Genomic DNA, 11684 nt, shown 5'->3' with positions numbered 1-11684 from the left:
GCTGCGCAACAGCCCCTGCCGCGTGGCGCTGCGCGGCGGCGTGCTGTTCGGTGCGGACGGGCAACGTGCCCGCGCCGAGCCGATCGCGCGCGCCCTCGCGGGCTGAGGCGCGCCCGGCGGCCTCGCTTGCACCCGGCGCGCGCCGTGGCCATCTGCCGCGACATGATGGAATTCCGTCCCTCGATCCGGCGCAAGGCCGCCGGCTGGAGCCTCATGGGCCTCGGCGTGCTGGGCCTCGTGCTGCCCTTCCTGCAGGGCTTCCTCTTCCTCGCCCTCGGCACCTTCGTGCTGCGGCACCAGTACATCTGGGCGCATCGCGGCATGGGCTGGATCGAATCGCGCTGGCCCGAAACGGTTGCGAAGGTCGAAGGGATGGAACAGCGCCTGGTCGCGCGCGTCGGCGCGCAGTGGCAGAAGCTGCGCGGCCTGCTGCGCCGCGCCTGAAACCGCGCCACGGCCGGGATCGTTTCCGGGGGCGGACCACGCAACCTCCGGGAGAATGCCCATGCGCCGACGCATCCTTGCCACCGGCCTGCTCGCCCTGCCCCTCGCCGCGCAGTTCCGGCCCGCGGCCGCGCAGCTCAACGTCATCCAGCGCCTGGCGCCGACGCCGGTCGGCACCGATGCCTTCGTGACGCTCGCCGCGATCAGCGACATGTTCGAGATCGAGTCGAGCCGCTTCCTGCTGATCCGCAGCGCACACCCGCAGATCCGCGAATTCGCCCAGCGCATGATCGAGCACCACACCGCGATGTCGAACGAGATGATGGCGATCCCGACGGCGCTGAACCGCATGCCGACGCGCCTCGACGACCGGCATGCCGTGCTGCTGGCGACCCTGCGCCGGCAGGAGACGGTGGACTTCGTCAACCGCACCTACGTCCAGCAGCAGATCGAGGGCCACGAGGAGGCCACGGCCGCCTACGACGCCTATGCCAATGCCGGCGACGACGACGCGATCCAGGCCTTCGCGCAGCGCCATGCCCCGATGATCCGGCAGCACCTTGCCATGGCCCGGACGCTGCAGGCGCCCCGCAACGACTGACCTGGCCGGCCCGCCCGGGGACCCCGTCCCGGGCGGGCGCTTCCGGCTTGACCGGGCCGCGGCATCGGCGCACATCGCGCGGACCCCACAACCCGGACCGAGGTCCTAGCCCGGACACGTCCGCCCCGGAGCACGCCGGTGCTGGCCCTGCGCGTCATCCCCTGCCTCGACGTCAAGGACGGCCGCGTCGTCAAGGGCGTCAACTTCGTCGCGCTGCGCGACGCCGGCGACCCGGTGGAACAGGCGCGCGCCTATGACCGCGAAGGCGCCGACGAGGTCACCTTCCTCGACATCACCGCCAGCCACGAAGGCCGCGACACCATGCTCGACGTGGTCTCGCGCACCGCGGCCGAGGTGTTCATCCCGCTGACCGTCGGCGGCGGCGTGCGCAGCGTGGAGGACATGCGGAAGCTGCTGCTGGCCGGCGCCGACAAGGTCTCGGTCAATTCCGCCGCCGTCGCCGATCCCGCGCTGGTCACGCGCGGGGCGGAGGCCTTCGGCAGCCAGGCGATCGTGGTGGCCATCGACGCCCGCCGCAGCCCCGGCGCCACCTCCAGCGGCTGGGAGGTCTTCACCCATGGCGGCCGCCGCGGCACCGGCATCGACGCGGTGGACTGGGCGAAGCAGGTGGAAGCCCGCGGTGCCGGCGAGATCCTCCTGACCTCGATGGACCGCGACGGCACCAAGCAGGGCTTCGACCTCGAGCTGCTGCGCGCGGTGCGTGCGGCGGTGCGCCTGCCGCTGGTCGCCTCCGGCGGGGTCGGCAACGCCGCGCATTTCGTCGAGGGCGCGCGGGCGGGCGCCACCGGCCTGCTGGCCGCCAGCGTCTTCCACTATGGCGAGATGCGGATCGCCGACGCCAAGGCCGCGTTGCTGTCGGCGGGACTGCCGATCCGCCCGGTCTCGGAGGCCCCCTGATGGGCAAGCCCGCGAAGAAGGCCGCCAAGGCCGCGAAAGCCCCCAAGGCCCCGAAGGCGAAGCCGCCCAAGGCAAAGGCCCTGAAGGCAAAGGCCAAGCCGAAGCCTGCACCCAAGGCGAAGAAGAAGGCGCAGAAGCGGGCCGCCGCACTGCCCCTGCCGCCGGCAATCCCCCGCCCGCAGAGCTTCGTCCAGCCCGCCGTGGACCCCGGCGCCACCGCCCGCGCACCCTTCGCCGTCAACGGCGCGGAGGCCTCCATCCTGGATGCGCTGTGGCGCACCGTGGAGACGCGCCGCCTGGCCGGCGACGTGGAGCATTCCCACTCCGCCCGCCTGCTCGCCCGCGGCACCGCGAAGGTCGCGCAGAAGCTGGGCGAGGAGGCGGTGGAATGCGTTATCGAGGCGACGCAGGGCAACCGCACCGCCACGGTGATGGAAAGCGCCGACCTGCTCTATCACCTGGTCGTGGTCTGGGTGGATGCGGGCATCCGGCCGGACGAGGTCTGGGCCGAGCTCGCGCGCCGGCAGGGCATCAGCGGCATCGCCGAGAAGGCCGCGCGGCCAAAGGGCCTGATCCGCGCGGCGCAGACCACGAAGCTGCCGTGACGGGACCGCGGCGGGGCCAGGCGGCACCCGCTTGCGCCTTCGCCCTGGCGCCGCCAGAAACCGGGCCGACCTGACCCCCCTTCCCCGGGAGCCCCGCGATGCGCGTGACCGGCCTGCCGCCCTACGACCCGAACAACGTCTTCGCGAAGATCCTGCGCGGCGAGATCCCATCGAAGAAGGTGCACGAGGACGAGCACGCGCTGGCCTTCCACGACATCAACCCGCAGACGCCCGTGCATGTGCTGGTGATCCCGAAGGGCGCCTACTGCTCGCATGCCGATTTCAGTGCCCATGCCAGCGACGCCGAGATCGCCGGATTCTGGCGCGCCGTCGGCAAGGTGGCGCGCGAGCTTGGCCTCGAAGCCGGCGGCTACCGCATCCTGTCGAACATGGGCGAGGATGGCGGCCAGGAAGTGCCGCATTTCCACGTCCACATCTTCGCCGGCCGGCGCATCGGCCGCATGGTGCCGCGCGAGGCGGGTTGAAGCCTGCCGCGCTTGACCCGCCGCCCCAACCGCGCGACGCAGGCCCGATGACCAACCCGCTGCACGAGGCCCGCGCCGCGCTGGAGGCAGCCGGGCAGATGCCCGACGCCGAGCTGGACATCGCCACCGTCGCGCTGCAGCTGGCGCGCGTGGATGCGCCGGTCGCGGACTGGCAGGCCGCGCAGCAGCACCTGTCGGACATCGCCCGCGCCGCGGTGGAGGCCGCCGCGGCGGACCCCGAGGCCGACGCCGGCGACCTCTCCCGCCGCCGCGCCGCCCTGGCCGGGCTGCTGCACGAGACCTTCGGCTATGCCGGCGACGCCGAGACCTATGACGACCTGTCCAACGCCAACCTGCTGAAGGTGATCGAGCGCCGCCGCGGCCTGCCCGTGGCGCTCGGCATCCTCTGGCTGCACGCCGCCGAGGCTGCGGGGTGGGAGGCGCATGGCGTGGACTTCCCCGGCCACTTCCTCGTCGCCCTTTCGGGCCGCGGCCAGGTGGTGGTGGACGTCTTCGGCGGCGGCGCGCCGCTGGAGGCGCGCGACCTGCGCGCCCTGCTCAAGAAGTTCGCCGGCGAGACGGCGGAGCTCGGCCGCGACACGCTGGCGCCGATGGGCAAGCGCGCGGTGCTGCTCCGGCTGCAGAACAACATCAAGGTGCGCCGCCTGCGCGACGGCGACCTGATGGGCGCCGTCTCCTGCACCGAGGACATGCTGCGCATCGCGCCCGACGCCGCGCCGCTCTGGCGCGAGGCAGGGCTGATGCACCAGCGCCTGGGCCACATCACCGCGGCCATCACCAGCCTGGAGCGATTCCTGCAGCTCTCGCCCGACGGCCCGCAGGCATCGCGCGTGCGCGGCCTGCTGGAGGAGCTGCGGACGCGGCTGAACTGAAGGGCGCCAGCATGTTGTTTGATCGCATTTTCCGAGTCGCCAAGCGATTCCCCTTCGCTTGAGAATGCTTTAGGCCGCCCGCCTGCGGAACGCGTCCAGCGGGCCGGATCGCAGCAGCTCGCTCGGCAGGCGGTGGCCGACGATCTCCTCCGCCAGGTGTCCGGCCGCGATCAGCGCATCCAGGTCCACGCCCGTGGCGATGCCCATCTCCGCGCAGAGCAGCGCGAGTTCCTCCGTGCAGATGTTGCCCGGCGCGCCGGGCTGCCCCGCGAAAGGACAGCCGCCGAGCCCGCCCACGGTGGTGTCGAAGCGCGCCACGCCCAACCGCAGCCCGGCCATGGCGTTGGCGATGCCCAGGCCCCGCGTGTCGTGCAGGTGCAGCGCAATCGGCACCGCCGGCCAGCGCTCCCGCACCGCACCCACGCCGCGCTCGATGCGCAGCGGCGTCGCCCAGCCCATCGTGTCGGCGAGCGTCACCTCGGTGATCGATGCCCCGGACTCCGCCGCGATCGCCATGCCGTCGGCCACCGCCTGCACCAGCTGCGCCGGCGCGACATCGCCCGAATAGTTGCAGCCGAAGCCGGCCTGCACGGAGACCCGCGTGACGGGCACGCCGGCCTCCTGGTGCGTCCGCGTCAGCGCGCGCATCGCCTCCATCTGGCCGGCACGGTCCCGGTTGAGGTTCTTGCGCGAGAAGGCTTCCGAGGCGGCGAAGGAGATCGAGCCGTAGAGCTTCAGCCGGTCCCTGAAGGCCAGCGCGCGGTTCAGCCCGGCCGCGTTGAACCACAGCGCGGTGAAGGCGACGCCGGGCGGGGGCGTGATCTCTGACAGCACCGCTTCCGCATCCGCCCAGCCCGGCACCAGCTTGGGCGAGACGAAGGAGCAGACCTGGATCTGCCGCAGCCCGGTCGCGGCCAGCGCCTGGATCAGCTCCACCTTGCGCGCGCTCGGGATCGGCCCCGGCTCGATCTGAAAGCCCTCGCGCGGGCCTTCCTCGCGGATCTCGACGGCGGCGGGCAGGTCGGTCATGGCGGCGTTCTCCCGGCCGCATCCAGCCACGGACGGGACGCCCGGTCGAGGCTCAATGCACCTGCGCGCGCGCCGCCCGGAGGTCGTCCACGAACTTCGCGTATTCGCGTTGCTGCCCGTCCTGGTCCGGGATGCGCAGCAGGAAGCTGGGATGCACCGTGGCGAAGACCGGCAGGCCCTCCGGCCCGTCCACGATGGTGCCGCGCGTCTTCATCACCGGCATCGCCTTGCCGGTCAGTGCGCGCAGCGCCGTGGCGCCCAGCGCCACCAGCAGCCGCGGCCCGACGATGCCGATCTCGCGCAGCAGGAAGGGGCGGTAATAGGCGATGTCGCCAGCGTCGGGGGATTGGTGCAGGCGGCGCTTGCCGGTCGGCGCGAACTTGAAGTGCTTCACCGCATTGGTGACATAGGCCTCGTCGCGCGGCACCCCGGCGTCACCGAGCGCCCGGTTCCACAGCCGTCCGGCCGGCCCGACGAAGGGGCGGCCCTGGATGTCCTCCTCGTCGCCGGGCTGCTCGCCGACGAAGAACAGCGGTGCGCCGATCGGTCCCTCTCCGAACACCGCCTGCGTCGCGCGGCGCGCGAAGTCGGGCAGGTCGTTCCGCCCGGCGAGCTCCCGCGCCAGCGCGGCGAGGGCGGCCTTCGGGTCGGTCGAGGCGTCCAGCAGGTCCATGTCGGCCGCAACGCGCGAAGCGGCCGCAAGGTGGCGCGGGCGCTGCGGGTTCGGGTTGGGCGCCGATCCCCCGCGCGCCACCATCTCCGCCACGCGCTTCGGCGCCTCCGCCAGCATGCGGGGGATCTCCGCCGTCTCCGGCATGTTCCGCCAGTATTTCCGCGGCATCTCCGCGCGCATCGCGCCGGGCTTGAGCCGCGCGGGGTTGAAGATCGCGGCGTAGTAGGCGCGCCACAGCGGCTCCACCGCGTCGTCCGGCGGCACCTCGGCCCGGCGGCCGCCCGGCCCGAAGGACAGCGCCTGCCCGTCCCAGTGCACGCTGCGCCGCGGCGTCACGATGGACCAGCGCAGCCCGGCGAAGCGGCGCACGAAGAAGCCGGCCTCCGCCTCCTCGATGTGGTGCTCCGGCTCGAACCAGGCGACGTGGCGCGTGCCGGCCTCCGTCTCCACCTGCCGGAAGCGCAGGAAGGCGTGCATCTTGTGCGCGTCGCGCTTCACCGCCTTGGCCATGGCGGACAGCCGCACGACGTCCGGATCCGTCGCCACCTGCATCAGCGCGTGCTCGCCATGCGTGAGGCGCCAGAGCACGCGGTAGAGCAGCGCGAAGCGTTCCGGGTCGCTGTGCCGAATGGCGATCTCCGCCAGTTCCACGAAGGCGCGCGGCACATGGAAGGCGGCGCCGGCTGCGGGCGGGGGCGCATCCTCCGCGAACAGCCCCGGCGCATCGCCCGCGACGCGCCATTCGGCGTCCTCCGGTCGCACCCCCGCCGCCAGCAGCCCGCGTGCCGCGTTCCGCCACGCGGCGAAATCGGCCGGGCCGGGCAGCACGGCGGCGACGCCCATCAGAACAGGCTCATCTGCACCGGCCGGCCGGCCTGGCCCCCGCCGCCTGCGGCGGCCGCGAAGGCGGTGCCGGGGATCAGGCGCTCGCGCAGCCCCGCGCTGTCCAGCAGCCGCGGGCGGTGGTCGTCCGTGACAACGAAGGGCGCCACCTTCGCCACGCTCACGCGCAGCCGCGCCAGGTCCTCCAGCCGGATGCGCGTGTGCCGGCGCGCGGCGACCAGCTTCTCCACCGTCTTCGCGCCCAGCCCCGGCACGCGCAGCAGCCGCTCCCGCGGCGCGCGGTTCAGGTCCACCGGGAAATCCGTGCGGTGCTTCAGCGCCCAGGCGGTCTTGGGATCCAGCGCCAGGTCCAGCATCCCGCCCTCGCCGCCGGCGATGACCTCGTCCTTCGAGAACCCGTAGAAGCGCAGCATCCAGTCGGCCTGGTACAGCCGGTGCTCCCGCACCAGCGGCGGAGCGATGGGCGGCAGCACCCGCGACGCATCCGGCACCGGCGAATAGGCCGAGTAGTACACCCGCTTCAGCCGGTAGCCCGCATAGAGGTCCGTCGCCGTCCCCAGGATCGTCGCGTCGTCCGAGGCATCGGCGCCGACGATCATCTGCGTGCTCTGCCCGGCCGGCGCAAAGCGCGGCGCCTTCGCGCGGCGCGCGCCGCGCGCCTCGTCCTGCGCGCCCTCGATCCGCGCGCGCAGCCCGCCCATCGCCTGGCGGATCGCGGGCAGGTCCTTCTCCGGCGCCAGCGCCTTCAGGCTGTCGGCCTGCGGCAGCTCGATGTTGATCGAGAGTCGGTCCGCATACCGGCCCGCCTGCTCCACCAGCAGCGGATCGGCATCGGGGATGGTCTTGAGGTGGATGTAGCCCTGGAAGCCATGGTCCTCGCGCAGCGTCCGCGCCACGCGCACCAGCTGCTCCATCGTCCAGTCCGGCGAGCGGATGATGCCGGAAGACAGGAACAGCCCCTCGATCGCGTTGCGCCGGTAGAAGTCCAGCGTGAGCTTCACGACCTCCTCCACCGTGAAGCGCGCGCGCCGCACGTTGGAGCTGGCGCGGTTCACGCAGTAGGCGCAGTCGAAGACGCAGGCATTGGTCAGCAGGATCTTCAGCAGCGAGATGCAGCGCCCGTCCGGCGCATAGGCGTGGCAGATGCCCATGCCTTCCGTGCTGCCCAGCCCGCCCCGCGTCGAATCCCGCTTCGCCGTGCCCGAGGACGCGCAGGAGGCGTCGTATTTCGCCGCATCGGCGAGGATCTCGAGCTTCTGCTTCAGGTCCATCCGGGCTCACGCAGGATCGGGTTCAGTTCATGTTATGTTCCCTTCCGCCAAACGCAAGGGTGCATCGCGCCCGCCGGCGGCTACCGGCCCGCGGCGGGCGCCGGCATAGTCCGCCCGAACCGGGAGGAACCACGCGCATGGGCGACAGCTTCACCATCGGCCGCTACCGCCTGGACGTGGTGCCGGAATTCGGCGGCCCGCGCATGCTGCCGCAGGACATGTTCCCGGCCCTGACCGCCGAGCGCTTCGCCGCCATCCTGCCCAGGCTGCCGCCCGAGAGCTTCGACCCGCCCAGCGGCAAGCTTGTCACCAGCGTCCACAGCTGGCTGGTGCGCGGGCCGGACGGGCTGGTGATGCTGGTGGACACCGGCTCCGGCAACGGCAAGACGCGCTCGAAATTCCCGATCTTCAACAACCTCAACACGGACTGGCTGCAGCGCCTGGCCGCCCTCGGCGTGCAGCCGGAGCAGGTGACGCATGTGGTGAACACCCACCTGCACCACGACCATGTCGGCTGGAACACGCGGATGGAGGGCGGCGCCTGGGTGCCGACCTTCCGCAACGCCCGCCACCTCATGCCGCGGCTGGAAGCGGAAGGCGGCCCCGACCTCTTCCCCGTCTGGAACTACGAGTGCTTCGGCGACAGCGTCGCCCCCATCCTGGTAGCCGGCCTTGCGGAGCTGGTCGATCCGCCGCACGAGATCCTGCCCGGCCTGCGCCTGCTGCCCGCGCCCGGCCACTCGCCCGGGATGATGGTGCTGGAGGTCTCGGACGGGCAGGGCGGCGGCGCGCTGCTGGCCGGCGACCCGATGCACCACGCGCTGCAGCTCTTCGCGCCGGAGCTCAACACCCGCTTCTGCCAGGCGCCGGACCAGGCGGCCGCCACGCGCCGCGCGCTGCTGGACCGCTGCGCCGACGAAGGCTTCGCGCTCGGCGCCATCCACTTCTTCGCCCCCCGCCTGCTGCGCGTCCGCCGCGACGGCGCCGCCTACGCCTTCCGCTGACGCAACCGGGACACGCCGCCATGCATCGCCGCCACCTCCTCCTCGCCCCCGCGCTGCTCGCCGGCGCCGCGCCGGCCCGTGCGCAGGGCGCCTTCCCGTCGCGCCCGGTGAACCTGGTCGTCGCCTTCCCGCCCGGCGGCCAGGCCGATGTCGTGGCCCGCCTCGCCGCCCCGGCGCTGGAGCGCATCTGGCGCCAGCCCGTGCCCATCTCGAACCGCCCCGGCGCCTCCGGCGAGATCGGCAATGCCTTCGTCGCGCGCGCCGCGCCCGATGGCCACACGCTGCTGATGGGCCTGTCCTTCATGACCCTGGTGCCGGAGGCTGCGCGCATCAACGGCCGCACGCCGGCCTACACGCCGGACCAGCTGCAGCCCATCGCGCTGTTCTCCGCCGACCCCACCGTGCTGGTCGTCCCCGCCTCCAGCCCGATCCGCAGCCTGGAGGAGTTCGTGGCGGAGGCGCGGCGGCGCCCCGGCCAGCTCGCCTATGCCTCCGCCGGCAACTATTCGGCGCTGCACGTCTCCATGGTGATGCTGGCGCAGCAGGCGGGGCTCGACCTGCTGCACGTGCCGTTCCAGGGCGGAGGCCCGGCAATGACGGCGCTGCTCGGCGGGCAGGTGCAGTGCATGGCCTCCACGCCTTCGGCCATCGCGCCGCATGCGCGCGAGGGCCGCGTGCGCCCATTGGCGGTCTTCGGCCGCACCCGCCTGCCCGGCCTCGACGAGGTGCCGACCTTCATCGAGCGCGGCTTCGATGGCGTGGAGTTCTACATCTGGGTCGGGCTCTTCGCCCCCGCCGGCACGCCCGCCCCGGTGCTGGACGCGATCCGGCAGGCGACGCGCGCCGTGGCCGAGGATCCCGACTTCCGCCGTGCCCTGGCCACCGCCGGCAACACGCTGGACTACCGCGAGGGCGAGGAATTCCGGCGCTTCTACGAGGAGGACACGGCGCGCGGCGTCCGCGTGGTGCGGCAGCTCGGGCGGATCGAGTAGGGCGGGCGTCAGCCGCGCCGCGCCGCCGCGATGGCGGCGACATCGATCTTCCGCATCGTCAGCATGGCCTCGAAGGCGCGCCGGGCCTCCTCGCCGCCGGCGGCCAGTGCCTCGGTCAGGACGCGCGGCGTGATCTGCCAGGAGACGCCCCAGCGGTCCTTGCACCATCCGCACGCGCTCTCCTGCCCGCCATTGCCCACGATGGCGTCCCAGTAGCGGTCGGTCTCGGCCTGGTCCTCCGTCGCGATCTGGAAGGAGAAGGCCTCGTTGTGCCGGAACACCGGCCCCCCGTTCAGGCCGAGGCACGGGATCCCCGCGACGGTGAACTCCACGGTCAGCACGTCGCCCTTCCTGCCGGAAGGGTAGTCGCTGGGCGCACGGAAGACGCCCTTCACCGAACTGTCCGGAAAGATCGCGGCGTAGAACCGGGCCGCATCCTCGGCGTCCCCATCGTACCACAGGCAGATCGTGTTCTTCGGCATGGCGTGTCCTTCCGCAGCGGGAGAGGTCTTCCCGCTCCCGGCATCATCGTCGCCGCGGGCGCCCGGTTCTGCCACGGGCGCGCCGCCCCGATCCGGTGCGCTGTCCCTCACCCGCCATTCGCCGGGGCGTGCGGCGGCCACAGATGCGCGCGCCAGGTGGCCAGTAGCAACAGCGTGGCCGCGATGCCGAAGGCGCCATAGGCGGCCGCCGTCGCCGCGAAGCCCAGCCGCTCGATCAGCGGCCCCGCGCAGAGCAGGCCGACCAGCAGCCCGTACACCGCCAGGGTGCGCATCCCCATGATCCGGCCGCGCAGCTCCGGCGCCGCACCGCGCAGCAGCAGCACCGAGATCGGCAGCGCGCATAGCATCTGCGCGATGCCGATCGCGAGCAGCACCGGCAGGCCGAACGCCAGCGTCCCCGTCTGGCCGAACAGGATCACCAGCCCGTGCCAGGCCACGCTGAACACCAGCATCATCCGCCCCGGCCGGGCGGTGGCGCCAAGCCGGTTGAGCACCAGCAGGGCCACCATGCTCCCCGTGCCCACCGCCGCCACCATGTAGGCGAGGCCGGCCTGGCTGGTGCCGTACACCTCCTGCGCGACATAGGGCAGCAGCCCCAGCGTGAAGGGGAAGGCGGTCAGGTTGATGAGGAACGCCAGCAGCATCGCCGCCAGCTGCGGCGGCGCCTGCCACACCGCCCGCGCCGCCTCCCACAGCCCGCGCAGGGGCGAGGGCGTGGCGCGCCTGGCCGAGATGCCCGGCGCCTGCGGCCGCGCGCCGCCTGCGCCCAGAGTCAGCACCATGCCAAGCAGGTAGAGCCCGACCACCAGCGCATAGGCCCCGCCCATGCCGAGCGCCGCGACCACCCCAACCCCGGCCAGCGCGCCGCCGACCCGCGCCGATTCCGTGGTGATGCGGGACAGGCTGAGGCCGCTCATCAGCCGGTCGTCGGGCAGCGTCTCGCCGATCAGCACGTTGCGCAGGCCGGGATCGGACGGCCGCACCAGCCCGGCGATCCCCGCGCCGATCAGCGCCAGCACCGGCGTCAGCAGGTCCAGCAGCACCAGCGCCGTCAGGCACGCCGCCACCAGCGCATAGACGGCGCGCATCAGCACCAGCACCCGGCGGTAGCCGATCGCGTCGCCCGCCAGCCCGATGAAGGGCGAGAGCAGCGTCCCCACGAACTGCAGCGCGCCGAACAGCGTGACCAGCAGCACCGACTGCGTCTGCACCGCGATGTACCAGCCCAGGACGATGGTCTCCATCTCCTGGGCACAGGACGTCATAAGGTCCGCCGACCACTGGTAGCGGTAGCCGCGCACGGCGAAGGGGGAGCGCCGCGCGGCCCGCGGCGGACCGGTCATGCGGGCGCGGATGACGGCGCGCGGCCGCCGCCGGCGGGCGCCGCGATGCGGATCATGGCGATGCTCCTCCGTGGCGGCAG

At 72.9% G+C, this 11684-nt stretch carries 13 protein-coding genes; 8 read left to right on the top strand and 5 right to left on the bottom strand.

All coding sequences use genetic code 11. The annotated features are described in order from the left end of the window. The first annotated feature begins 144 nt into the window (after positions 1-144). The 6 genes from OZN99_RS15985 to OZN99_RS15960 all read left to right on the top strand — a co-directional run bounded on the left by OZN99_RS15985 (position 145) and on the right by OZN99_RS15960 (position 3946). Positions 145-444 carry a PGPGW domain-containing protein gene (locus OZN99_RS15985; protein ID WP_270936253.1) on the top strand — a complete coding sequence of 100 codons (300 nt, stop codon included), beginning with the start codon at positions 145-147 and terminating at the stop codon, positions 442-444. A gap of 61 nt (positions 445-505) precedes the next feature. Then, the gene (locus OZN99_RS15980; RefSeq protein WP_270936252.1) at positions 506-1045 is read left to right on the top strand and encodes a DUF4142 domain-containing protein; all 540 of its coding nucleotides are present in this window, start codon (positions 506-508) and stop codon (positions 1043-1045) included. Between the two features lie 138 nt (positions 1046-1183). Continuing rightward, positions 1184-1963, top strand: coding sequence for an imidazole glycerol phosphate synthase subunit HisF (gene hisF, locus OZN99_RS15975; protein ID WP_270936251.1), 780 nt, complete (start codon positions 1184-1186; stop codon positions 1961-1963). Further along, complete coding sequence (locus OZN99_RS15970) at positions 1963-2568, top strand: phosphoribosyl-ATP diphosphatase (RefSeq protein WP_270936250.1); 606 nt, start codon at positions 1963-1965, stop codon at positions 2566-2568. Before hisF ends, OZN99_RS15970 begins: the two co-directional genes overlap by 1 nt. A 98-nt stretch (positions 2569-2666) precedes the next feature. Further along, the gene (locus OZN99_RS15965) at positions 2667-3053 is read left to right on the top strand and encodes a histidine triad nucleotide-binding protein (RefSeq protein ID WP_270936249.1); all 387 of its coding nucleotides are present in this window, start codon (positions 2667-2669) and stop codon (positions 3051-3053) included. A 47-nt stretch (positions 3054-3100) separates the two neighbouring features. After that, positions 3101-3946: a SirB1 family protein gene (locus OZN99_RS15960; protein ID WP_270936248.1), complete on the top strand. Its 846-nt coding sequence runs from the start codon at positions 3101-3103 to the stop codon at positions 3944-3946. 69 nt (positions 3947-4015) lie between these two features. Here the strand turns inward: OZN99_RS15960 and OZN99_RS15955 are convergent, their stop codons facing one another. From OZN99_RS15955 to OZN99_RS15945, 3 genes are read right to left on the bottom strand one after another with little or no spacing between them, the layout of a single operon-like run. Continuing rightward, a complete protein-coding gene (locus OZN99_RS15955; RefSeq protein WP_270936247.1) occupies positions 4016-4975 on the bottom strand; it encodes a hydroxymethylglutaryl-CoA lyase in 960 nt (319 codons plus the stop codon). A 52-nt stretch (positions 4976-5027) separates the two neighbouring features. Beyond that, positions 5028-6491, bottom strand: a complete 1464-nt coding sequence (locus OZN99_RS15950) for a UdgX family uracil-DNA binding protein (protein ID WP_270936246.1) — start codon at positions 6489-6491, stop codon at positions 5028-5030. Beyond that, positions 6491-7762 carry a putative DNA modification/repair radical SAM protein gene (locus OZN99_RS15945; protein ID WP_270936245.1) on the bottom strand — a complete coding sequence of 424 codons (1272 nt, stop codon included), beginning with the start codon at positions 7760-7762 and terminating at the stop codon, positions 6491-6493. Before OZN99_RS15945 ends, OZN99_RS15950 begins: the two co-directional genes overlap by 1 nt. Before the next feature lie 137 nt (positions 7763-7899). On the opposite strand from OZN99_RS15945, the gene OZN99_RS15940 reads away from it, so the two are divergent. Continuing rightward, entirely contained in the window at positions 7900-8766 is an 867-nt protein-coding gene (locus OZN99_RS15940) for an MBL fold metallo-hydrolase (protein WP_270936244.1), read from the top strand. A gap of 20 nt (positions 8767-8786) precedes the next feature. Continuing rightward, a complete protein-coding gene (locus OZN99_RS15935) occupies positions 8787-9758 on the top strand; it encodes a tripartite tricarboxylate transporter substrate binding protein (RefSeq protein ID WP_270936243.1) in 972 nt (323 codons plus the stop codon). 8 nt (positions 9759-9766) lie between these two features. Here the strand turns inward: OZN99_RS15935 and OZN99_RS15930 are convergent, their stop codons facing one another. Further along, entirely contained in the window at positions 9767-10240 is a 474-nt protein-coding gene (locus OZN99_RS15930; RefSeq protein WP_270936242.1) for a VOC family protein, read from the bottom strand. A gap of 107 nt (positions 10241-10347) precedes the next feature. After that, on the bottom strand, positions 10348-11684 hold a 1337-nt coding region (locus OZN99_RS15925; protein WP_333779744.1), incomplete at its 5' end, for an MFS transporter.

This window comes from Falsiroseomonas oryzae, assembly GCF_027856955.1.
Lineage (GTDB): Bacteria > Pseudomonadota > Alphaproteobacteria > Acetobacterales > Acetobacteraceae > Falsiroseomonas > Falsiroseomonas oryzae.
Note: the sequence above shows the minus strand (reverse complement) of the source record. Positions and strands in the feature narration are given on the sequence as shown.

Excerpts from the sequence above, each read along its gene's own strand:
- OZN99_RS15980 (WP_270936252.1), top strand. The coding sequence starts at position 506 with ATGCGCCGACGCATCCTTGCCACCGGCCTGCTCGCCCTGCCCCTCGCC.
- OZN99_RS15970 (WP_270936250.1), top strand. The coding sequence starts at position 1,963 with ATGGGCAAGCCCGCGAAGAAGGCCGCCAAGGCCGCGAAAGCCCCCAAG.
- OZN99_RS15965 (WP_270936249.1), top strand. The coding sequence starts at position 2,667 with ATGCGCGTGACCGGCCTGCCGCCCTACGACCCGAACAACGTCTTCGCG.
- OZN99_RS15960 (WP_270936248.1), top strand. The coding sequence starts at position 3,101 with ATGACCAACCCGCTGCACGAGGCCCGCGCCGCGCTGGAGGCAGCCGGG.
- OZN99_RS15955 (WP_270936247.1), bottom strand. The coding sequence starts at position 4,975 with ATGACCGACCTGCCCGCCGCCGTCGAGATCCGCGAGGAAGGCCCGCGC.
- OZN99_RS15950 (WP_270936246.1), bottom strand. The coding sequence starts at position 6,491 with ATGGGCGTCGCCGCCGTGCTGCCCGGCCCGGCCGATTTCGCCGCGTGG.
- OZN99_RS15945 (WP_270936245.1), bottom strand. The coding sequence starts at position 7,762 with ATGGACCTGAAGCAGAAGCTCGAGATCCTCGCCGATGCGGCGAAATAC.
- OZN99_RS15940 (WP_270936244.1), top strand. The coding sequence starts at position 7,900 with ATGGGCGACAGCTTCACCATCGGCCGCTACCGCCTGGACGTGGTGCCG.
- OZN99_RS15935 (WP_270936243.1), top strand. The coding sequence starts at position 8,787 with ATGCATCGCCGCCACCTCCTCCTCGCCCCCGCGCTGCTCGCCGGCGCC.
- OZN99_RS15930 (WP_270936242.1), bottom strand. The coding sequence starts at position 10,240 with ATGCCGAAGAACACGATCTGCCTGTGGTACGATGGGGACGCCGAGGAT.